Genomic DNA, 23405 nt, shown 5'->3' on the forward strand with positions numbered 1-23405 from the left:
TATAAATTAATTAGCTTCACAAAGAGCTAAACCGTTATCTTCTCGATAACAAGCTTCTTGCCAATTACATTGTACTGCTTAGTACGCTTTCTATAAATCCCTTTCGAGAGTGCAGTATCCCCGTCAACCACTCTATAGGTTCTTGTAATTATATCGAGCTCATAATCCTTCGCATCCTTGGTGATAAATCGATATCGGCCCAGACTATCTGTCACTCTTCGAGCCACATATGTCTCTTTACCAACCTCCTTCAAGCCGATATCAATCCCGGCCAATGGGTTCCCATTCTTGTCTACGATCTGGCTATAAAGTGCCGAAGGGACAGCAGCTCGGCTTATCAGGATCATAAGTAGTGCTGGCACATAGAGCAGTACAATCGCAAGGTTGAACAGTGAGAACGAGGCAATTAACACCCCGATCGATAGCACAAACCCAAGCGCAAAGACGCTCCATAGCAACACCTCAAATCCATTCTTAAGCTGGCTGTTAATCTTGGTCTCAAACCTGCTCACGACTGGGACCTTGCCAGAGTCTAGAGGGATCGAGAGGTCTAGCGACCTTCCTGCCTTAACCTCAATCGGCTCGCCGTGATAGACGTTTACCAACGGGTCATCAACCTTGCCAGTTATAGTCCTTGATGGGAATATATGATTATTCTTCTGAACTATAAAGCTGTATACACCATCTCTTAGGTCAACTTCGAATACACCAAATACATCTGTAACCGCGGTCGTGATCAACCTCTTATTCTGATCATATGCACGAACCAGTGCCCTGGAGACTGGCTCCTTCGTGACAGAGTCATACACGACTCCGAACGGTACTCGTCTCTTCTTCACTGTGAAAATTGAGATGAAGCTTGAGAGAGTGCTCATAGCCAGATAGTATATGGTGATCGGGTTAAATCCGATCACGCTAGCTAAAGATGTAACCAACGCGGTAGGCACAACTATCGCACCGATAGATGCGCTTGTCCTCGCTGTTGGAGCCGGCCGCCTACCGACCCAATTTGCGATATTGTCTAGGATCTCTGCAACAGTCAATCTACCAGCCGTCCTATCGTAATTTATGGTCACAGTGGCACGATCACATGCCCCCTCCGTATCGCATATCTCGTATATAAGTGTCGTCGAGTAGTTTGCACCCTCTACAGCACTGTAAGTAAAAATGTTTCTATCGCTATCAATGTCGACTGCACCAATGCTTGGAGCCTCTATTATCACCAGCGAGTCCCTATCCAGATTCCCATCTGGATCCCAGTCATTGTCTAATACATTTAGTACTATATTTCCGGTGCTCAACAGATAGCGATCGTCATTCGCCACTGGAGGATCTGGGAGCGGCAAAACTGTCATAAAGACAGAGGCTGTGGAGCAGCCAAGAGATATCCTATCACATATAGAGTATTGGAATCTGTCGGTACCGTTGAAGTTTGGTTCGGGCACATACTCAATTTCGCCACTACTTGGATCGATAAATGCACTTCCGCGAGACGGCTCGGTCGCGATCTCCATCGTGTCAATATTGAGAGCGGCATTCGAGGTACCGGTAGTGTCCAAGTCGTTGCTCAATACATTAATTACAACCTCATTGTCCTCTTCTGTTTGCGCATTGTCATCGGTGAGGCCAGGCAAGCTGATGCCGACACCAACCTGTACAGTCGCATCGCTACAATTCCCGTCTGTATCGCAGATAGTGTAGTCAAAATAATCATATCCTACATACCCAGCGACGGCGTTATATCTGATAACTCCTCCTCCGAGAAGCTCAACTGTTGCTGCTGTGTTTACAGGTGTCACTGCTATCGCAAGTGAAGCAGGGTCAAGCGCACCCTCTGGATCGCTATCGTTAGAGAGCACATTTACAGAGCCGCTGCCTGCAACTGGCATCAATATCTCGTCGTCGACCGCAATCGGAGGCAAATTCTCTAATACAAGAGCTGTATCGCTTACATTTTGAGTTGAGGTCACTGGCGAGGTAGTATCAAGGTAGAAAGCCCGTACTGTGTCCCCACTACTGACTGCAAGCACACCGTTGTTGCTTTGACTATTACTTCCTGTATAGAGAACAGTACCAAATGTTGTCCTGAATATGCCACTATTTATTGCTGTCTCTGAAAGTAGAATATTTTCAATCTCGTTCGTCATCTCGTTTCGCAAGGTGATCGGAGCCCGGTCTATTGCAAGCGGGAACAGATTCGCATCGGGCTCGTTCAATGTAATTGTGAGACTATCTGTTGGCTCGATCTGTAGCTGAGCGATATCTATCGTTGCGAGTGTACCTGCATAATCGAGCTCATAGTGTGCACTGAACTCTGATGAATCCGACAACTGTGTACAGCTAGGATTACTACACTCAGTTGCAACAGCAGTGACATACACATAGGATTCCCCCAAAGTTTGCCCAGGAAGTGTGACATTTATACCACTGCTTCCTTCTGAATTGGTTGTTACTTGAGTATTACCTAGGTACACTCTACCCTCTACATTATTATTTGCCTCAATTGCATCAGACACGTAGAACTCAACAAAGTAATTGCTGTTTGGTTTAGAGTTTAGCCCCGCCAAGATCGTAAACTGATCAGTGACCAACGTTCTTGTTGCAGCGATAATCTGCGGAAAGTTCTGCCTCTCGTTTGCGCCGAGATCAGGATCCTGATAGTCGTTAGGGGTCACACCGTCGTTATCTAGGTCTATACCTATATCACCATTTAGGTAGATAGAATTTTGGCTAAAGGAAAGGTTTTGAGAGGTGGACTCTAGCGCTATGCCTTTAATTGTATTTGAGAAGATATTGTTGTTAAGGATAGAGATGTTGCTGTTAGTTGCATATACACCGTAATTGTTAGCATATATTTCATTGCCCTGTATCAGAGAAGAGTTCGAGGTGCCGACGCTACGGATACCATGTATATTGCCGGCAATCAGATTGCCCGCGCCTGTCCCGCCACCAATCTCAATACCGTTTGCATCTACCGAGTAGATACCATTGACTGCTTGGTCTGGCTGAGGATTTGCATTAATAAGTGCTCCGATTAGGTTTCCTTGAATCCTACTCGTGCTTCCACAGGCACGTACCCTGATGCCGGATTCTCTATAGCCTGCAATCACATTTCTTACTTGTGGAGTTACACCACCAACATAGAAGTTCGGCGAGCAACCAGATGGAGAGACCGCATCAATTCCAAAATCAACCTCGCTTGTCTCAAGGCCACTTATATCTGTACCAATAAAACTAGACTGAACTTGCCCAACATACCCACCGACAATAACGTTGGGAGGAATTGAAGCGTTAGGGCTCAATGCCAACCCTTGGATTGAGATCTGATTACTATCTGATGCATAGATACAGTATGTTTTCTCGCATGTAATCTGAACTACCGGTTGGCCATTTGGCACAGCAGGATAGACTGCTGTGCCTGCCCTATACCCGCTTTGGGTTGTAGCATTAAGCACTAGGTCATCTTTCACCTCCGGCAAGTCATAGCTGATACCATACACAGGGCTGTCTAGATAGTAGTGATTAATTGTTGGATTGATCCTCCACCATCTGATGTCTGGATCTGCATTGCCAGCAAGGCAGTTCACCTCTGTCGCTAGATTATTATAGGTTCCGCTTATTCCGTTATTTACGAAGGATAAACAGCCTGGGTCATTATTGGGGATATCAAATAGAACCACATCTTCACCTGCCAGAGCATTGGTCTCTGCTACGGCTGCCTCTAGCGTGCACTCTGGCTCGCTATCAGAGTTTAGCTGTCCTGTATAGCAGATACCATCACCAAGCAAGCTATCACTCAAACTACCTGTAGAATTAACCTCAATCAATCCAGCGCTATCAGAAGATGCCAATACAATTGTAGGCGAAAACTCGGAAGTAGCAATCACATCCTGCCCCTCACCACAAGGCAATCCACTGCATTTTGTAGCAGTGGCACTGACATAAAACTGCCCTTGGGGAAGTCCAGGCATTACGGAAGAATTGTTGAAGCTCGCATGACCAGACTCGTCTGTAGTTAAGTAGAAGTAATCTAAATAGATCTCCCCTTCACCGTGCCCTGAAGGATCTGTCTGATCATTAAAATATAGTACCACCCTGTAGTCTGTATTCGGCTCTGAGTCCAAGACTCCCTCGATTATATAAGTATCCTCAAATCTAGCCGCCAGTGACAGAATCGGGAAATTTTGGACTTCATTGGGTCCGCTATCAATATCCTCCGAGTCGTTAAGCGTGACGCCATCATTCCCGATGTCTATTCCGAGATCGCCACTATCGGTAATCATTGTACCTAGAGCAACGAACCTAGAAGTCGACCCTAAAATCTGTACGCCGTCAGTCCCTGCACCGGTGATGCTACTCCCAAGATCACCTATGAGACTGGAGTTATTTATAAGAATGCCTGCTAACCCAGTTTCGCTTATACTATTTGCCTCGAGTGTAACGTATGACGATTGTAGTTCAACTAAATTGATTCCATTCTCGCCAATATCGGTCAAGGTGTTGCCAGCAATTTCGATGTTTCCAGAGCTAGGGCTGTAGCTCTCATCGACTTTAATACCGTCGGCAACAGTATCACTTATCGTATTATCGAAGATTAACATCTCGGTCACACCTGGGGAATAGATTGAAGCATTAATTCCAACCACACTATCCCTAATTTCATTGTTCTCCAGCTCTACATATGTGTCATCATATATATCACTACCCGTACCAACTCCTAAAAATATCCCTGTGTCGTTATTTTGGATAATGTTAGGCGCTATTTGAGATCCTACATCGTAATCCGCCCCAATCTCTGTATAGAGTGCCACGCCCACGACATTCCCCAAATCGTACGTTTCGGTCGAGTCAGTTCCAATAAAGTTACCAAGAATCTGTGCTGACGTTGCCTGCATGTTGACCGCCTTATCTATGCCGCCTATGATATTCCCTTGGCCGGCCGATGTACCACCGATCTGTAGATTGGTAGAAAACAACGAGACGATGCCATCAGCTGTCGGCACAGAGTTGACTGCATCGACGCCAGGCACGACACCTATTAGATTACTCCTGACTGTGACGTTCTGAGTGGCCTCAAGATAGACAGCCTCATTGAGTGAGCCTCCTCCTATGACGTTGTTTGTAACCGAGGCACCATTTACGCTGGTCATAGATATACCAGTGAATGTACCACCACCAAGACTATTCTCTCCATTTATATCTACACCTATATAGTTATTGCGAATCTGAGGGATCGTTGAGTCGCTGATAGATATTGCAGTTCCGCCATTTGCATTTATAAGGTTGCGGTCAGACAGCGATACACCACCGATCTGGACATTATCCGTCTCAGAAGCATCTATAACTGTTGCTGCTGATGCAACTCCACCCCCTTGTTGTCCAGATGGATCTACCCCAAATATGTTGCACTTAATCTGTACATCATTCGCTTCTGAGATCGAGATTGTTGTCGGTGATGCATAATCAAATACAAATCCACGAACAAGTGAGGAATCCAGCAATGCGTATGGTGCGTCGTCTGCCGGACTCAGAAGCTCAATTACAGGTCGCAAAGGGTTACACGAGGCTCCAGCCTGAGTTGTACCATCCATATGCACTACATCTGTGATGGCACTAGCACCATCTGGGCGCTGTATACTCCACCATTCGATATCAGGATCTGCCTGTGGATCGAGACAGTGAACCCTGGTACCAACTGTTACAGTGCCATCATCAGAATTATCCTGGTATGAGAGACACCCTGTGTCACTCCTTGGGATGCTAAATATTGTTGTTTGAAAATCTTCCAGATTGTTTGAGTTAATTATAAACTGGTCTAATGAGCCTTGACCTGTCTCATTGCTGTTTGTAATTACCACAAAGCTAAATCCAAAATCAGCCCCAGACACCTCTCCGTCAGATAGTGAGATCTGGATTATATGCTCAGCGCTCTCCAGCCCTAGGCCAAACCCGTCTGCACTATCAGCAGAAATACCACCAAAACACTCACCTGCACTCTCAAGCACTATCGGATCGCCGTTATCATCCTGACACCAGGCTCCGACTCCACCATAAGTCTGGTCACCAAGTGAGATGCCCTCTAGATTAGCAAGTGACGTTACCGTAGACGAATCAACCACTAGCCACCCTATCTCTTCATTTGGTGGCGGGTAGTATGGAGACACCATCTCATAGTAGCCATTATTGTCAGTAACGGCACTAGTTATAAGTGAGTCAGCCACATCTGGAAGTCCGTTCCCATCGTCTAGATATAACGAAACCTCCACGCCACTTATATCATAACCTCCGGTTATATCTCCATCTCCGTTCTGATCTTCATAAATATTGCCAGATATCACCTGACCATCCTCAGTTGGCGTCCCAAACTCAGATGTACTCAATCTGCTACTACATGAGGGATCGCCACAGACAGTTAATGTAGCTGTGACTATTTCGTATTGTGGATCTAAGGTTGCAGTTATAGATATCGGGCTAACACCGCTAAAATTGTAGTTACCCGAAGAATTTGTAGTAACATTGCTGCTTCCGAGGTATTGCCATGCCTCATACGCCTCTCCCTCCTCACTACCGAAAAACTCTATTCGGTGAGTAGTATTTGCAGCCGCCCCTAGAACTTCGCCCCAGATATCCAACTGTGCTCCATCCTGGTTGTGATAGTACAATGTCGGACTAACCACAGGCGATACGGCAAGCCATTCGATAGTCTCGTCTGTTGGGATCGACCTAATGATATTTTGGGAGACTGTAACATCAGTCGCATCTTGCGGAATACGTATCCCACGGCCACTACCGCTCGTTGTACTATATTCAATAATGTTTGATTGAATCAGCACATCATCAACAGTACCGGTGCTTGGCGGATACAGGTTTATAGAATTTCCACTCGTGGCAGGCCGGATGAAGTGATTGTTGCTGACGATTACATTTGACAGTGAGTTACCGTTTGTGAACGCAGACCTGATCAGGTTATTGTCGATAAGGAGAGAATCAATCGCTGATGCAGTGATATTTGATAAGTTAGAGTTCAGCTCAAGATCACCAGTCACATCGGTTCCGATAAAGTTGCCCACGACCTCATTACCATCTTGATAAATCTGAACTGCTATGCCACCACCGCCAATGATCACATTGCATTCACCGATACAATCATCCTCATAGCCGACGACGTTGGCACCTCCTACAAGGTTGTTTCCGGTTGTACCAATTCCAGAAAGGACCACACCCATAGTATCGTTACTTCGATTTAACGTCCCACTCTTATCAGTACCGATATAATTGCCTTGGATAAGTGAATCTACCGCATTGTAAAGAAATATACCCTGACTGTTGCCGGAGATTATATTTCGCTCTTCTGCTGTGTCTCCACCAACGATTAAGCCACTCAATACTGTAGGGTCACCACCAGTATCGTATTGGATACCTATACCATTCGGGCTAATGAAGGCAGTATCGCCGTTCGGATCAAGCCCAATTATATTGCACTGGATTACGCTGTTATCAGACCCGATCTCTAGCCGCACCTTGGCTGCACGCGACCTGTTAAGCACGAAACCGCGAATTGAGGTGTCAGTGGCAGCCACTGTTAGTCCATAATCCCCAATCTGTAGATTGGTGAAATCTACTTCAACCTTAAGATTGGAATCAACGCATGATGTCCCACTCTGAGTGGAAGCATCTAACGACGTAGGATCAAGGATAGCTGGGAGTGGTGTTGAAGGAGCGATGCTCCAATAATCATCGGATGTGTCACCAGGGGTACCGTTAAGTGAATAGCCAGAGTCACTGGTAGGGAGCTCAAATGCTATCGAGTCACTCCCTTTTAGCAGATTTGATTCTTCTATCGCAGCTCTCAGAGTACATTCAGGTTGGTCTTCGCTATTCTGATTTCCAGTATTGCAGTGTCCATCGCCTGGATCTGTATCGATTGCATCACCGGTCGAGTTAACTATCAGATTGCCAGCATCTGAGACAGCCGGGCTTAGCTCAGATGTATATAAGCTTCCAGTACAGTTAGGTGAATCGCAAAGTGTAGCCGTCGATGTAAGATATCTCTCACCTACCGCCAAGGTAACCCCAGTAAGCGTGACACCAGGAGTTGTGAAGCTTGTATCACCAGATGAGTTTGTGGTAACTACTGTTGAGCCTATATATCTACCTGCACCTACCCAGCCGGTTATTGAATCATCGACGAAGAACTCCAATCTGTAACTGCTCGTAGGTGCAGAGTTTAGAGTCCCTGATACAGTAACTTCCTGACTAACACTATCATATGTATACCCACTAAGTAGCGGATAGTTTTGTAAGTAGTTTGGCCCGACATCTGTATCCTCGGAATCATTTGCTGATATGCCATCATTGTTTAGATCAAGATTCAGCACAGAGTTTGAATAGAGAAGATTTTGCGACAGGACGCATTCAGTGTAAGGGTCAGGTCCGCTACCATTTACGACAAGACCTCGCTGGTTATCTCTAGAGGTATTACGGAAGACATAGCAGCTGTCCGCATTGCCGATCGTAATGCCCGGGCCGCTACTATGATTATATACTTCATTATCTATTACTGAGAGTGGCTCAGTTCTTCCTGATGCAGTACTTATTCCTGCGAGAGTGTTCCCATAAATAGTATTACCCAACGGAGTCGCAAGAGCATCGGGATCTGTACCAATTATTTCTCCGTCGCTATGGTTAATGTGTATACCACTTCCATCATTATTGCGAATTATATTTTTCTGATATATGTTTCCACCACTGCTATCAGAAAATATTCCTCCACTGGCTAAGCCACCTGATCCGGAATCTTCAATGATATTGCACTTTATTTTACTGTAATACCCACCATTATGGATCGAAATCCCATGCGATTGCATTTCTGTAATATGTATCCCATATATTTCAACATATTCCCCCTCGATCTCGAATCCAGTTCCACTACCTCCAAACCCAGACCCATCGAGAATTATCGGTAGGTTGTAGCTATTACAGCTATTATCGATAATTCCTGCTGGGAGTCCGTTGATTACCAGTATCTCTACAATTGATGGCAAGGCGCTTCCAGGTAAGATTGTCCAGGTGTCGTCTGTTCCATCGCCAGGAGTACCATTATTTGAATATCCACTATCAGATGTTGGAATGCTAAAATTTATAAAGTCACCCCCATAAAAAGCATTCGACTCCTCGATCGCAGCTCTAAGTGTACACTCGGGATCTGAGTCGCTGTTGGTGGCACCTGTGAAGCATACTCCATCACCAGCATCATCGTCTCCGGCATCGTTAGTCGAATTTACTAGGAATGAAGGTAGAAACACATCACTAAATTCCGATGTTTCTCCATACATGCCACTCCCTGCGTCAGGGACAAAGGTAGTTGTCGCAGTAATATAGTTTGAATACAGATCACATGGGAATGTATACTGCTGTGGCCCCACACCGAGATGGCTCAGCGATATTTCTGTACAAGCCAAGCTCTCACCCTCCGACCTACCATTACTATCAATCGAGTTATTTGAATAGATGTTTATGGTATATGTGCCGTCGTAATAACCCACTGAATCATAGGGAACATCTAGAGATACAGTAATCTCACCATCTTCGTAGGATAATATCTCTGGTGTATTTAACATATGGTTTCCACCTTCTTCATCAGTGTCGAGGGAGTCGTTTGGTGTCGCACCTCGGTTTACCTCTTCTGAATCAATCACGGCGTACAGATCGATCCCTTCACCCTCATTATTTGCTAGGACATTCTCCTCAAGCATGTTCGTCTGACTATTTTCTGGGTAAATATCTGGGTCATAAGCGACCACTGCAATTCCATCTTCGCCATTTTCCTGAATGTAATTCGACCCTACAATATTCAGACTGGTGTTATCTGTCGGGTGACCAATAAATACGCCATTGCCTTCATTATTCGAAATCGTATTACTCATAATACGGCTATCGGTACTTTCGAGTCTGACTCCGTCACCTCCGTTCCATCTGATGTTGTTGTACTGAGCGTAGACATATGGATAGTAGGTTCCAGTGCTGTCATACGCTAGGACCAACCCATGTCCGCCGTTGCCGGCGGGAGCAGCATTGATATCTTCACCAATAATATTGTTTGAGAGCCTCTGCCCTGGCCAAGACATATAGTAGCCCCCAACAATCTCTATACCATTACCTGTGTTGCCTGATATCATATTTTGGCCAGCTTCACCTATTCTCGCATACCCATATCCTGCAACCTCTCTCGTAAGCAGGATACCGTTCTCTCCATTTGGGATAACTGTCTCGGCATTCTCACCCAGACCAATCACATTTCCGCGGATGTCATAGTCAGCATTATCGACAATGTTGATTCCATTTCCATCATTGCCACTCAGAACATTATCAGAGATATGCCCTGTGGATGAACTTGAGTTTTGAATCTCCAGACCATCGCCGCTATTGGGAATAGCTGTCGTACCTGTAAGATTTGTACCTATGTTATTACAGGTGATAGTTGCGTTGTTGACGTTATCTACAAGGATCCCATCTGCGCCGCTATTATAAATTGCGAGACCCTTAATTGTCGTATTGGGAGCCGAGATACTGAATGTTGTAAACCGACCATCACCATCTACAGCCACCTTTAAGTCACGGGGTGAGCCACCCAACATATCCCCGCAATTGGCTTCAAATACTGTTGTACCATCAATGACTACCGAATCGGTAATCTTCGGGAGATCGTCAGTCAGAACAATTGGGCTTACACCCAAAACGGTGAAGTGGATATTATCCGATCCTGCCAAGGCATTTGTCTCCTGTATAGCAGCTCTCAGTGTACAGTCATTTATATGCGTATTTGGGTGGGTATCACAAAAACCGTCACCGGGAATGAAGTCATCCTCCTCAAAACTAACGTCGACGGTAAAAGTAGAGTTCTCGAGCGGCGTAGAGTAATTGGTAATATAACGCTTCTGTTCATCTGGCTTGTTTATGACTAACCTTGCAGTTACATATCCACCAGGCTCTGCAGGCGTTACGAGCTCGAAGCTATAGCTACTCTCACCTGTCTCAGGATTTGTATATGAAACCAGCGGGCTTTGACCAATCAAGGCCCCAATGTTGGTAGCAGGAGTTTTAATATCCTGATCCTCAGTATAGTTTATCTCAACAGTAGCATCTTCTACATCTTGTTCTGTTAGAGATATGCCCTCGGGCAGAAAGACATTGCCAGTAATTACCTTATTTCCACCTACCCACGCCGCGCTCATGACTCGCACCTCAATATTCTCAAGAAGCTCGGCCACCTCCATGGGCTGCTCAACAGGAGGATCCTCTGCAATTGGCTCCTCCTCCACCCCAAGGGTAATAACTCCAACCTCATAGTTTATTGCAAGTGATTCAAAGTAGATCTCTTTCTCGCCATCAGACTTCATAAAAGCCTTCACGTATACCGCATCATAGCTTTCTGAGAATGCTGCGAGACTGCCGTTCACCTCCTGCACTGTGTTTGAGGTAAGAAATCCTGCAGGAGTAAGCACCCACTCTGTGCCGTCATGGTAGTACCAGTCAGTGCCGTTTGGCGATAGCTGGTAATACACACCCCAAGTTCGAGCATCATCAAACTGTGAAATATCTCCGGTGCTTGTCGCATCGTTATTATGGCTACTTCTCTCGTAGAAGCTAACCAGCTCCGAGTACTCGACCTTGGTAACAAAAAGAATCTCGGCCGGCTGATCACTATAAAGTGCTGCCGGATCTGCAGGCTCCTGTACAACCACTTCTACATTCTCATCGTCAGCCGCATCACCTTCATCCACAACTGGGACATCGCCAGTCTCAGCAATATCTTCAATCGGTGTCTCCACGCTTTCATCATCTACTTCCGGAGCTGTCTCAGAATCGTCTGTAGATGCACCCAGTACATACTCCATATGCCCCCTATAAGGGCTATTCATTAAATCTTGTGCGGCAGCAACTTGCTCGTTTTGCGAGAGATAGATCTTCCCTTCAACTACATCTACTTCCTGTTCAGAATACGACGCATCATTATAGGTCAATATTATCTGCCTCTCCCGATCGGCAAAGACACTATCAAGTCTCGAGTTAAGGATTGTGACACCGCCAGCTATGTAGATCAGCACCTGCATCAGCACAAAGAACGCAGAGATGAAGAATGTTGCGAATGTGGGGTAATACCTTACTCGATACTTCCTTAAGTCTTCTCGGTTCTGTACTTCGTTTTCATCTTTCCAGCGCCCGAGGAACAGGTTAATCAGCAGCAGCCATGAGCTAAGCTGCACCTGAGATGCAAGCCACGCTACTGCATATCCAAATTTTTCAAATCGGTTCTTTGAAGAATCTCTTTTCTTGATGTATTGGTCAGCTTTATCGGTGCTGCTCAATGTCTTGTGTGCAGCATTAAGCAGGATGCGGTCAATCTTCGTCTTAGATAAGTTTTCTTTATTTACCCCTGTGGCTCCAACGAGCGTTTTCTCTATGAAGTCTTTGTCAGATTTGTTGAGGTTGAGAAAGCCCTCAGAAAGCTGATCTTTACCCTCAATAAGGAGGACTTTAAGCTTCTGGCCATGGTATCGCGGGTTGCTAACTATAAACTGCGCAAGCTCGGTACCGCTATACTTAGGAAGTGTGGTGTCTAGGATGATAATGTCAGGGAGAACAACCATCAGGTAGCCTAATCCTTCCAAACCGTTATCCGATGTGAAAATTTTTACATTTCGGTGTGCAAAGTGCTTTAGAAGCAACCCAAGCACTTGGCGTACAACGAAATCGTCGTCGATTATGACTATTTTCAACTGATGATCTGTATCCTTGTTCATTGGGCAGGTTCAAATACAAGTTTCTCTTTTCATACTAGTATTTTTGCAATACGCTGGCAAGTTTTGGAGAAGATTAAGAGGAGATGAAAAGTGGCTAACCTGTGGAGAAAAATGAGGATTCCATCGAAAAGAGTTGATCATGCATTCTACAGGCTTGGATTATTGAGGCGCTTTTGAGATCAGTTGGATCTTGAGGGCGCCGCTTCGCGGCATTCACGAGTACCTGCCAATCGCTCCGCTCTTGGGGTACTTACGGAACAGGGATGGACGCTCGGTCGCTTTGCTCCCTCTCTAGATAGACGAGAAACAGATTGTGCTCGTCTATACGCACCCCTTGCCTTCGGCAAGAGGGTTCTCAGATACTCTCCTCCGTCCGACCACTAACCTTTGGTTAGTGGTCGGACGGAGGGACAGGGATATCTACGTGTGCCACTTCGTGGCAACTTCGCTGTCCGTCATGCTTGCCGCTCACGTTGCTCGCGGAGCATGTCCGCTCGAACCCCTGCTTTGCAGTGGGTTCTCAGATACTCTCCTCCGTCCGACCACTAACCTTTGGTTAGTGGTCGGACGGAGGGACAGGGATTCGAACCCTGGGTACGGTTGCCCGCACAACGGTTTTCAAGACCGTCCCTTTCGACCGCTCAGGCATCCCTCCAATCTGACGTGAGAATTATATCATAGCTACACCGATTTAGCTCTCGCGGCTACCGTTCCTCGTAGATAGTACGCACGATATCATCTAGCTCAGGCTCGCGAATATCGAGATCCTCTACATCAAACTCTTTCAAAATCCTCGCCGCCACCTGTGGCACATCTTTGCGTGGGACCTTTACTGCAATCAGGTTACGGCTCAAATTTTCAACCTCGCCATATTTCTCTAGACCACTCTTATTACTACTTTTACCAAGGGAAATTGTGACTGTTTTATACTCGGCATATTTTCGAGCCAGCTCGCTGATCGAGCCGTCATACAGCTTCTCACCTGAGCTAAGCAGAATAACCCGCCTACACATCTCCTTTACATCGTCCATATAGTGACTGCTCATTATTATTGTCGCCCTGGTCTTTTTATTGTAATCGAGAAGGAAATCTCTCAGCTTCTTCTGGACTATCAGATCTAGCCCCAAAGTTGGCTCATCAAGGAAAATAAGCTTTGGTGAATGAAGCAACGCCAGAGCCAATTCGCACCGCATCCTTTGACCCAGTGAGAGCTTACGCACTGGTGAGTCTAAATATTCTGAGATATTGAGCATATCAACCAATTGATCATAATTTTCTTTATACTGATCCGCACCTATTTGATAGATCTCTTTCTGCAGCTCAAACGAGTCGACCACAGGAAGGTCCCACCATAGCTGACCACGGTTACCCATCACAAATGATATCTGCTTCAGATATGCTCGTTTGCGCTCCCAAGGGCTATAGCCGAGGACTTTCGCACTTCCAGAGGTTGGCTTTAGGATACCAGATAGCATCTTCAAAAAGGTGCTTTTGCCAGCTCCATTTTCACCTATCAGTCCGACCACCTCGCCCTCATCGATATTCAATGATAGCGATTTAATTGCATGCACAGAGTGCCTCTCCCTGCTAAGCAGCGAACGAACTGAGCCTTTGACACCAGGCTTCTTTCTATACTTTTGAAACTCTTTGCTTAATTTGATTGCCTCGACGGCTAAAACTCTCCCCATTCTGCCTACTGATTCAAAACCTTAGCGGTTATTGAGAAACTTACCTTTGCCACTTCTCTTAGCTTATCCTCACCATACATGAGCACGAAGCGTCGCGCCGCCTCAATGACATTGCTTGAGCCCTTGGGGAATTCAAACTCATACTCCTTCTCCATCACCTCCCACTCGGATAGAAAGACCGCCCTCGCTATCATCGACGCCGCAGCTACGGCGATATCACTCTCACCTTTATGGAACTGCACAATTTTGACATTCTCACTTCTAAGGAATTTTTTCCCTGCAGTCTCGAGTCGATCTTTTCTAGTTGAGAACTGGTCAATTACGACGGTATCGCACTCTATACCCTCGTCTGCGAGTTCTAGCATTAGCTGATTTACGTTTTGCATATGCACATCTGAAAGCATGATATTAATATTTCCTGTGCTATTAATGTTTTCTGCATACTCGAGAGGCTTCACAACTTTCGAGCTATACTTGCAAAGCTCGGCTAGCTTTGGGAAATCATTCAAAATCCGTTCATCTGAAAGCTTCTTTGAATCCGATACCGTGATCTCTTTCAATGCCTGAATATTCTCTGCGGGAATATATGCCGCAGCTACAACCAATGGGCCAAAGTAGTCTCCCTTCCCTACCTCGTCTGCTCCTATATGGGGAGTATATGGGCTATTTTCGGATATAGCACCATCATTTAAGCGATTAGCAAACTGCGTGACATCCTTACCTTGTAGCAGGATTTTGCCGGAGCTATAGATGATTGCAGTCACTCCCATGCCTCGATATCGGTGAGTTTCATACTCGCTCTTGGTTGTCTCTGGCTGCAGGCCCTGGTCTTGGATAATTTGGGCATACTTATTGATTTCAGTTTTATTGATCTCTTTGGTGTAGCTTGTCATTGCTTGCTAGATTTTCCTTAATTCTTGTGATCCATCAGGTTTGTCCAAGACCTCATATCCCATAGATTTTAGCTTATCGCGCACCTCATCCGACTTAGAGTAATCTTTATTAGCTCTGGCGGCTTCTCGCTCAGACATCAATGATTGCAGCTCTTCAGTAATCTCGACTTTAGAGAAGGCATTTTCTATAAGCCTTAGCCCGAGCACCTCATCCATATGCCTTACTGTGGCTAACAGGTCGGCACTTTCGGCATCAATTTTCAGAAGGTCACTCAGTACTGCTAGCGCGACTGGTTTATTGAGGTCGTCATTCAACGCAGCTTTGAACCTATCTAAATACTCGTCCAATGGTCGGCCTGCGTCTAACTCCGCCACATTAATAGTCGAAGCGAGATGAGTTATCTTATTTTGAAGGCTGATCCTCGAATCTTTAGCACTATCCAATCCCTCCAAGCTAAAGTACAAAGGCTGGTTATACTTAACGGTAAGATAGTAGTAACGGAGATCTAGCGGGTCATATCCGAGCTCAACTAACTCAGGAATCGTGTAGATATTCCCTAAGCTCTTGCTCATCTTGGCACCCTTCTTCCCTACCAGGTGCTCGTTGTGTACCCACATATCAACTACATCATGGCCAAACGCGCCGAAATTTTGCGCCCTCTCATTGGTATGGTGTACTGGGATATGCTCGATACCACCAGTATGAATGTCGATAGCATCGCCAAGCTCAGCACAGCCCATGGCTGTACACTCGATATGCCAGCCAGGAAATCCCTCTCCCCAAGGCGATGGCCAATGCATTATATGGTTGGCATACTTCCCTGTGAGTTTCATCCATAGCACGAAATCAGCTGGGTGCTTCTTATTCGTGTCTACTGCAACCTCATCCCGCACCCCAATTTCTTTCTCGTCTAATTTCTGTCTGGAAAGCTCTGTATATTTATCGTATTTGGTCACATCAAAGTACACAGCCTGCTCGGTCTCGTAGGTCAATCCGGCCTCTTCAATCTTTTTCACACTGTCGACCATCGCCTCAATGTAGTCAGTCGCTCGAGTCCAGCTGTGATCTGCGACATTTGTATGATTGTCTTTGCTCAGGTCAATCTCGGTGCCATCTGGGTGTCGGATATTCAGCTTGCTAAGATCCTCGAGAAAAGTATCTATTACTTCATTTGCGATGTCGATCGGCTGCTTGCCCGATTTTGCGGCAGCCTTATCCATCTTATCCTCACCGAAATCCTCATCGGTGGTCATATGACCCACATCGGTGATATTTGTGACTCGTTCAACGCAATATCCCAAGTATAGTAGCGACCTATGGAGCACGTCCCACTCTGCGAAAGCGCGGTAATTTCCAATATGCTGCCTCGAATACACTGTTGGTCCACAGTTGTACATTTTCAAACAATCGCCGTGGCGCGGCTTAACTAATTCTTTCTGGCGCGTGAGGGTGTTGTACAGCTGCAGCTCCATGCTATTAGAAATAAATATTAGTTGAGTCAATTATATCATGCCGCTAACCTATAAGCCGTCAAGAGAAAGGCGGATTTAGCTTGGCGGTACAGTCTTTGCAAATTTAATGAAAATCACGGTGAAATAGCTATTGAGGTGAGTATCGAGCTACTTTACGGATATTTAGCCATCTAACATACACAGGGCCGCGGGCTATACTTGCTCATTAATGATGCGTAGCGAGCCGTGAAATGCTTCGCATTATAGGTTAGCGGCCTAGTTAATTGCTAGTTAAGCCATACCAGTGATACAATCAGCAAGTTTCTAATTTAATGAAATTTACAAAATGGCAAACTCATTTGGACAGATGAAGGATCTATACAAGATGCAGCGAGAGGCAAAGAAGATGCAGGCAAAGCTTCGCGAGAAGATAATTAGCGGAGAATCAAAGCAGGGAGATGTTAAAATTTTCATGAATGCAGCCCAAGAATTCGAAGATATCAATATTGACGACGCGCTCCTCTCACCCGACATGTATGACCAGCTGAAGAGGTCGATGAAGGAAGCATTCAAAGATTACCAGAAGAAGCTGCAGAAGGAGATGATGAAAGAGTTCGACATGGACTCGCTCAAGGGTATGCTTGGAAACTAGCCCTGCTCTAGAGCCACAACTAAATTAGCACACAATCATTGTGTCCTATCTTCCGAAATCAGTACAAAAGGTGATTGAAGAGTTTGAGCGCCTACCAGGTGTAGGTGCCAAGTCTGCCGCACGGATGGCCTACCACTACATCCGATCAAGCAACCAAGACGCCGTACGGCTGGCAGATGCATTGAAAGAGATGGATGAGAAGGTGGTTAATTGCTCAAAGTGCTACAACGTGGCGGAGAAAGAGGTGTGCGACATCTGCTCAAATAGCCTAAGAGAGCAGAATAAGCTTTGCATTGTTGAGGAGCCGCTAGATGTGGTCGCCTTTGAAAGCTCAGCCATATTTAACGGCCTATATTTCGTAATTGGTGGTGTAATCTCCCCGGCTGACGGTATTGGACCAGACGAGCTACGCTTCAAAGAGCTACAGCAGCGCGTCAATCAGCTAGTCAGTGAAAACGAGAGTATCGAGATCATCGTGGCTACGAACCCAAGCCTTGAGGGCGAAGCAACGGCAAACCATATACAAGAGGTACTGCAGAAGCTTATCTCTGAGGAGAAGGTGAAGATTACCAGACTTGCGACTGGGCTTCCTACCGGTGCTGACTTGGAGTATGCGGATAGGTTAACACTCAAGAGAGCCCTCGAGGGCAGGAGAAACATGTAGCTTTGCTCACAGCGTAGCGCCCCACACCTCTATAGGCCAGCAAATATTGCCTCTATCTTCTTATTCATCTTCCTTGGTTTCTGGTCACCATTACCACCTTCAGACTTTGCTCCATCTGCCTTCTTCGCATCCTTTGGCTCTGGCTTTGGGATGCTCTTCAGGATCACATCAGCTGCAACCGGTCGCTTTGTCTGTGCCGACTCGTTTACCACGCACCTATATGCCAATACTCCACCAAATACATCAGCGAATACCGAAGAGATGATCTCTCGGCTCTTTGGTGACTCAATTCTATCTTTGTGAAACTCAAAAGGCACCTCGATATTTACCGTGCCCTTCTCCAATCCCTGCAGCTTGCTCGCTTTCAAGAATGCATATAGGTGGCCGTTGTGCTGCTGTAGTCGGTTGATAATCTCGCCCCACTTTGATTCGACATCTTTCATGGAGAGATCAGCATTGCCTCCCTTCGTTTCTGCCTGTGAAACTGGATCGACTACTGCGGTTTCACTCTTTTTTGCTGCCTTTGACTCGGCATTATCCTTACCACTGTCCTTGCTTACGACCTTCTCGCCTTCCTTCGACTGACTCACCTCTGCGACTTCGCTCTTACTTTCTGCAACTGCTTTCGCCTTCTTCTCACCCGACTTGGCCGCAGGCTTTTCTACAGGCTTCTCACTATCCTTGCTAGAGCTGGATTCTTTCTTAGGGCTAGCGGAGTTGCCACCACCCTGCCTATCGCTGCCAGAAACCGCACCACTTCCATCATCGAAACAGATCTCTGCAACTACAACCTCGATGATCAGCTTTGGCAAATGAGCTGAGCGCAGTTTACGATCGGCATCAAGGAAGAGATTGATCATCTTTATCACATCTCGCTTGCTCATCTGCTTGATGAAACCGTACTCGCTCTGCTCTTCACGGCTGCGCATCTTATCGACCAAGATCTGCCTCAGGGAATTAAGCACGTAGCGGACAAATTGCTGTAGATCAACACCTTTAACATCTAGCTCGTCGATCAGGTTTAGTGCCTTCTCCGGGTCGCGATTGACCAGATTTTCAAGCAGGTAGTAGACCATAGTAGAATCTGGAACACCAAGAATGAGGCGTACCTCATTCTCACTCACCTCGTCGGGCTTATCGCTTGCCGCTTGTCCGCTTACAACCACGTCAAGCAGTGAGAGGGCATCTCTATAGCTTCCCCTAGAATTCTCAATTAGCAGCCTAAGCGCACCCTCTGAGAGTGTGACACCCTCATCGCCAGCCACATTTAGGATAAGCTGCTCAACATCTTTCTCTGTGCCCAAGCGGAAATCATATCGCTGACACCTCGAAAGAATTGTCGCTGGAAGCTTATGAACATCGGTAGTAGCCAGCATAAAGATCACATGCTCTGGCGGCTCCTCAAGCGTTTTCAGAAGTGCGTTGAACGCCTCAGTAGTAAGCATATGAACCTCATCGATGATGTAGATCTTGTACTTTCCCTCGGTTGGGGAGAATTCGATCTTCTCTTTGAGATCGCGAATCTGGTCAATACCTCGATTAGATGCGGCATCTACTTCTATCAGATCAAGAAATGTGCCAGAGGTGATTGACTTGCAGGCATTACACTCATTGCATGGATTGCCCTCTTTGGTGAGCTTTTCACAATTAATTGCCTTGGCAAGTATGCGAGCGGTGCTTGTTTTTCCCGTGCCACGTGACCCAACAAAGAGATAGGCATGCGACAAACTATCTGTCAGCACAGCATTTTTCAATATTCGGGTAATATGTTCTTGACCCAGAAGGCTGTCGAAGGTTTGTGATCTATATTTTCGGTAAAGGACGTCTGCCATATGGCCATCATAGTTTCAAATATTTCAGAGAGCAAACAAATGTAGTGAGGTGATATAGTTGCCCTTCCCTAGGGGTATATTCGCATTTAACAAAGCTCTAATTAAAACAGCCCCCACTCTACAGCTGATTAATGCTTTCTCAGAGGGATTTTAAACAAGAGCATTGGAATAGTTGAAGGCAAATTCACAGAGATCGCGGCCACAGCACACTAGAGGCTAATAGTTACTTCCACCTGCCTGAACAAACTGTTCTGATAATACGCCAGCTGCCATCGTGCAAATAATTTGAACATGGATTTGTGAAACCCACTTCCATGTTCCACAGCTTAAGCTGGCTTAGCGCGCATCTCTTCGATCTTGTCCTCAAGCATTTTCATGAACAATCCATACCCAACAGTATCGATTGAGCCCGACTGTTCTCGTCCGAGCACATTTCCAGCGCCTCGTATTTCGAGATCTCGATTTGCGAGAAGCAACCCAGAGCCCAGCTCTTCAGATTCAGACAAAGCATCGAGGCGATTGCCTGCATCACCACGGAGATTCTTATATGTGAAATAAGCGTAAGCTTGCTTATCGGAGCGCCCTATTCGACCACGGATCTGATAGAGCTGTGAGAGTCCGAAGTTCTCGGCGTCGTTGACGATGAGACAATTTACATTAGGGAGGTCGATACCGTTCTCAATAATCGTACTGCAAACCAGCACATCTATATCTCCTGCCGCAAACTCTCGCATCACCATTCCCAGCATATCGTCATCCATCTGCCCATGCGCCATCTCAATCTTTATCTTCGGTCCAAGCTTCTCAGCCATCTGAGCTTTGATAGAAGCCATATTTTTCACATTGTTGTGCAGAAAGTATACCTGACCACCTCTATCTACCTCGCCCTTTACAGCTTTCTCCACTAGACTCCATGAAAATTTGGCAAAGTGATTACGAATTGGCTTCCTACCTGATGGTGGTGTTGAGATTACGCTAATATCACGAATACCGGAGAGAGCCATATTGAGCGTGCGCGGTATCGGAGTAGCGCTCATTGAGAGCACATGTACATCTACTCTATGCGCTTTTAGCTTCTCCTTATGCTTAACACCAAATTTCTGTTCCTCATCGATCACTACAAGCCCAAGTTTATTAAATTTCACCTGGTCGCTCAGGAGAGAATGAGTACCCACAACAATTTGCACCTCACCCTTTGCCACTCCATCTATAACCTCCTGCACCTCTCCTTTCCCAAGGAAGCGCGATATAGAGGCAATGCTAACGTCAAAATCTTTAAATCGTTCCCTTAGCACGGCAAGATGCTGCTCAACGAGTATCGTCGTAGGTGCCAGGAATGCTACTTGGTGTCCCGAGTCTACTGCAGCAAACATTGCCCTCATTGCCACCTCTGTCTTGCCGAAGCCGACATCCCCTACGATTAGCCTATCCATCGGTACACCACTATATAGGTCACTCATTATCTCTTCTGTAGCCGCACTTTGATCATCTGTATCCGTAAACTGAAATGCGTCGATAAACTTCTCGACATCCCTGCTACCACTGTCTACTATTATTCCCTTATCCTTATTCATCTTCCTCAGTGCATAGATTCTGAGCAGGTGCCTTGCCAATTTCTCGGCATCCTCCTCAACCTTATGTTTCACCCTTCTCCAGGCTCCACTGTTAAGAGTCGTAAGCTTAGGTACTCGCCTACCTGTCCCTAGATATCGTGTGAGCCGGGAGATTTGATCTAGCGGCACATAGAGCCTATCCTTCCCTGCATATTTAACCAGCACAAACAGCTCCTCGCCCCTATCAACGATTCCCACATACTCACCGATTCCATGATCCTCATGCACCACAAAATCTCCAGGCAGCAAGTTGCGCAAAAACTCATCACTCGTATTCACGCTGCTCTTAGATCGCCCAGCCAGCTTAGCAAATTTCTGCGTATCGATGCTCCCAAATAGCTCAAAAGGTGTCACATATAGCTCTTTGTTGAGAGAAGATATAAACCCTTTCGATGTGGTGAAAGGCAATGTGCGGCTATATACTACATTGCCGACTTTCTTCAGCTCTTCAGGCAGCCTGCCCTCTTCCGACTTTCCATTAACTATGAGATCCACCTTATACCCGTCAGCAATATATTTGTTTAATAATTTCCCAATTACCTCTGCGTTGTTCTTGTAGATCTCCTTAATTGGCAGCTGCCTAAATCCTATATCGATCGAAGGTAGTCGTATCTCTCCCCTCTCAATATTCGAGAGGCTCTCAATCACGACAAATATAGGCGGCTGGATATTTGCCTTTTCTTTGTCCGATACCAAAGACTCCCCGATAATTACAGAAGCAAACGACAGCCCACTCTCATTATTTATCAGTTCGAAGCTCTTCAACTCCTCGCTCTTCTTCCGGGTCACAGGATCGAGCAACGATATCGACTCGACCTCATTGCCGAAATAACTCACCCTCACTGGATGAGATCCATCTTTGGGCCAGCATATAACCACATCGCCAAATAGTGAGAATTCTCCAGGCTCCCAGACTCGACTGACTCGCATATAGTTGTAAGATACCAGTCTCTCGGCTAACTGTAGCTCTTTTCCAACAGCTATCTTAACCGAATCGACCTTTAGCTTATCGATATTCTCCATAAGCTCCTCGAGTGACTCTTTGTCGGCAATTTGGACTAGTTCAACTCGCTGACCATAATGTGAGGCAAGTAGATTTGCACCTACCTGGTTGAGAAATTTAGGCAAGCCAGTGACCAGCACGAGCTGCTTATCATTGGCTCGGCCCTCTACAGGCTGGATATTATCAAGCTCGTTTTTGAAAATTGAATGGTCAAGCATATGTGAAAAGGAAGCTAGAATTCAACGAGGGTTCTTAGACTCTTCGTGGCGTCAGTGCCGATCTCTTTCAGGGTGTCGAGCTCTTCCTGGCTCATCTTGTTAAGTACATAATCTTCGCCGGGGATCCGATTGTTTTCACTACGGTTTTCGACACCGATTCTGAGTCGGAGGAAGTCGTTTGTGCCGAGAGATAGCTCGACGCTTGTGATTCCGTTATGAGCTTTGGGGCTTTTTGCCCTTTGGAGCTTATACTGTCCGAGCTTGATATCTAGGTCATCATGTACAACCACCAAGCCGCTTGAGACTCTCACCTCAAATTTCTTAACTATCTTGCTCACTGCTCGCCCAGACGCATTCATGAATGTAAGAGGCTTTACCAGCATCACCTTTGTCTCTCCGCCGACACGTGCCTTACAGATCTGGCTCTCAAACATCTTATCTTCTTCCCAATCTCCTACAGAATAGAGTGTGTCCCACCCGAGGAATTCCCTCAGCTGATCCAAGAAAAGATAGCCGGCGTTGTGCGGCGTATTTTCATATTTAGATCCTGGGTTGCCCAATCCTACAATTAGAAGCATGCTCAATAA

9 protein-coding genes and 1 tRNA gene are annotated in these 23405 nt (G+C 46.1%); 2 read left to right on the forward strand and 8 right to left on the reverse strand.

Features of this window, described 5'->3' with window-relative positions; genetic code table 11:
• Window positions 1-26: 26 nt before the first annotated feature.
• From QY318_01230 to cysS, 5 genes are all read right to left on the reverse strand, one after another.
• Complete coding sequence (locus QY318_01230; protein WKZ31380.1) at window positions 27-12803, reverse strand: tandem-95 repeat protein; 12777 nt, start codon at window positions 12801-12803, stop codon at window positions 27-29.
• 568 nt (window positions 12804-13371) lie between these two features.
• Window positions 13372-13458: transfer RNA gene (locus QY318_01235), tRNA-Ser, on the reverse strand.
• A 49-nt stretch (window positions 13459-13507) separates the two neighbouring features.
• Window positions 13508-14491 (reverse strand): ATP-binding cassette domain-containing protein, encoded by a 984-nt coding sequence (locus QY318_01240; protein WKZ31381.1) that lies wholly within the window; start codon window positions 14489-14491, stop codon window positions 13508-13510.
• Window positions 14492-14496: 5 nt separating this feature from the next.
• Entirely contained in the window at window positions 14497-15384 is an 888-nt protein-coding gene (gene rnhC / locus QY318_01245; GenBank protein WKZ31382.1) for a ribonuclease HIII, read from the reverse strand.
• A 6-nt stretch (window positions 15385-15390) separates the two neighbouring features.
• Entirely contained in the window at window positions 15391-16857 is a 1467-nt protein-coding gene (gene cysS, locus QY318_01250) for a cysteine--tRNA ligase (GenBank protein ID WKZ31383.1), read from the reverse strand.
• A 325-nt stretch (window positions 16858-17182) separates the two neighbouring features.
• Here cysS and QY318_01255 point away from each other — a divergent pair, with 325 nt between their 5' ends.
• Window positions 17183-17488 carry a YbaB/EbfC family nucleoid-associated protein gene (locus tag QY318_01255; GenBank protein WKZ31384.1) on the forward strand — a complete coding sequence of 102 codons (306 nt, stop codon included), beginning with the start codon at window positions 17183-17185 and terminating at the stop codon, window positions 17486-17488.
• Window positions 17489-17528: 40 nt separating this feature from the next.
• The gene (gene recR / locus QY318_01260) at window positions 17529-18152 is read left to right on the forward strand and encodes a recombination mediator RecR (GenBank protein WKZ31385.1); all 624 of its coding nucleotides are present in this window, start codon (window positions 17529-17531) and stop codon (window positions 18150-18152) included.
• A 29-nt stretch (window positions 18153-18181) separates the two neighbouring features.
• On the opposite strand, the gene dnaX is transcribed toward recR, so the two are convergent.
• From dnaX to pth, 3 genes are all read right to left on the reverse strand, one after another.
• On the reverse strand, window positions 18182-19984 hold the full coding sequence (gene dnaX / locus QY318_01265; GenBank protein WKZ31386.1) for a DNA polymerase III subunit gamma/tau: 1803 nt from the start codon (window positions 19982-19984) through the stop codon (window positions 18182-18184).
• Window positions 19985-20310: 326 nt separating this feature from the next.
• Entirely contained in the window at window positions 20311-22818 is a 2508-nt protein-coding gene (locus QY318_01270; GenBank protein ID WKZ31387.1) for a CarD family transcriptional regulator, read from the reverse strand.
• A gap of 14 nt (window positions 22819-22832) precedes the next feature.
• Window positions 22833-23396, reverse strand: a complete 564-nt coding sequence (gene pth / locus QY318_01275) for an aminoacyl-tRNA hydrolase (protein WKZ31388.1) — start codon at window positions 23394-23396, stop codon at window positions 22833-22835.
• Between the last annotated feature and the right edge of the window lie 9 nt (window positions 23397-23405).

The sequence above is a fragment of the Candidatus Dojkabacteria bacterium genome (genome assembly GCA_030583845.1).
Taxonomy (GTDB): Bacteria; Patescibacteriota; Dojkabacteria; order SC72; family JAHDCA01.

Excerpts from the sequence above, each read along its gene's own strand:
- dnaX (WKZ31386.1), bottom strand. The coding sequence starts at position 19,984 with ATGGCAGACGTCCTTTACCGAAAATATAGATCACAAACCTTCGACAGC.
- pth (WKZ31388.1), bottom strand. The coding sequence starts at position 23,396 with ATGCTTCTAATTGTAGGATTGGGCAACCCAGGATCTAAATATGAAAAT.
- QY318_01270 (WKZ31387.1), bottom strand. The coding sequence starts at position 22,818 with ATGCTTGACCATTCAATTTTCAAAAACGAGCTTGATAATATCCAGCCT.
- rnhC (WKZ31382.1), bottom strand. The coding sequence starts at position 15,384 with ATGACAAGCTACACCAAAGAGATCAATAAAACTGAAATCAATAAGTAT.
- QY318_01230 (WKZ31380.1), bottom strand. The coding sequence starts at position 12,803 with ATGAACAAGGATACAGATCATCAGTTGAAAATAGTCATAATCGACGAC.
- QY318_01255 (WKZ31384.1), top strand. The coding sequence starts at position 17,183 with ATGGCAAACTCATTTGGACAGATGAAGGATCTATACAAGATGCAGCGA.
- QY318_01240 (WKZ31381.1), bottom strand. The coding sequence starts at position 14,491 with ATGGGGAGAGTTTTAGCCGTCGAGGCAATCAAATTAAGCAAAGAGTTT.
- cysS (WKZ31383.1), bottom strand. The coding sequence starts at position 16,857 with ATGGAGCTGCAGCTGTACAACACCCTCACGCGCCAGAAAGAATTAGTT.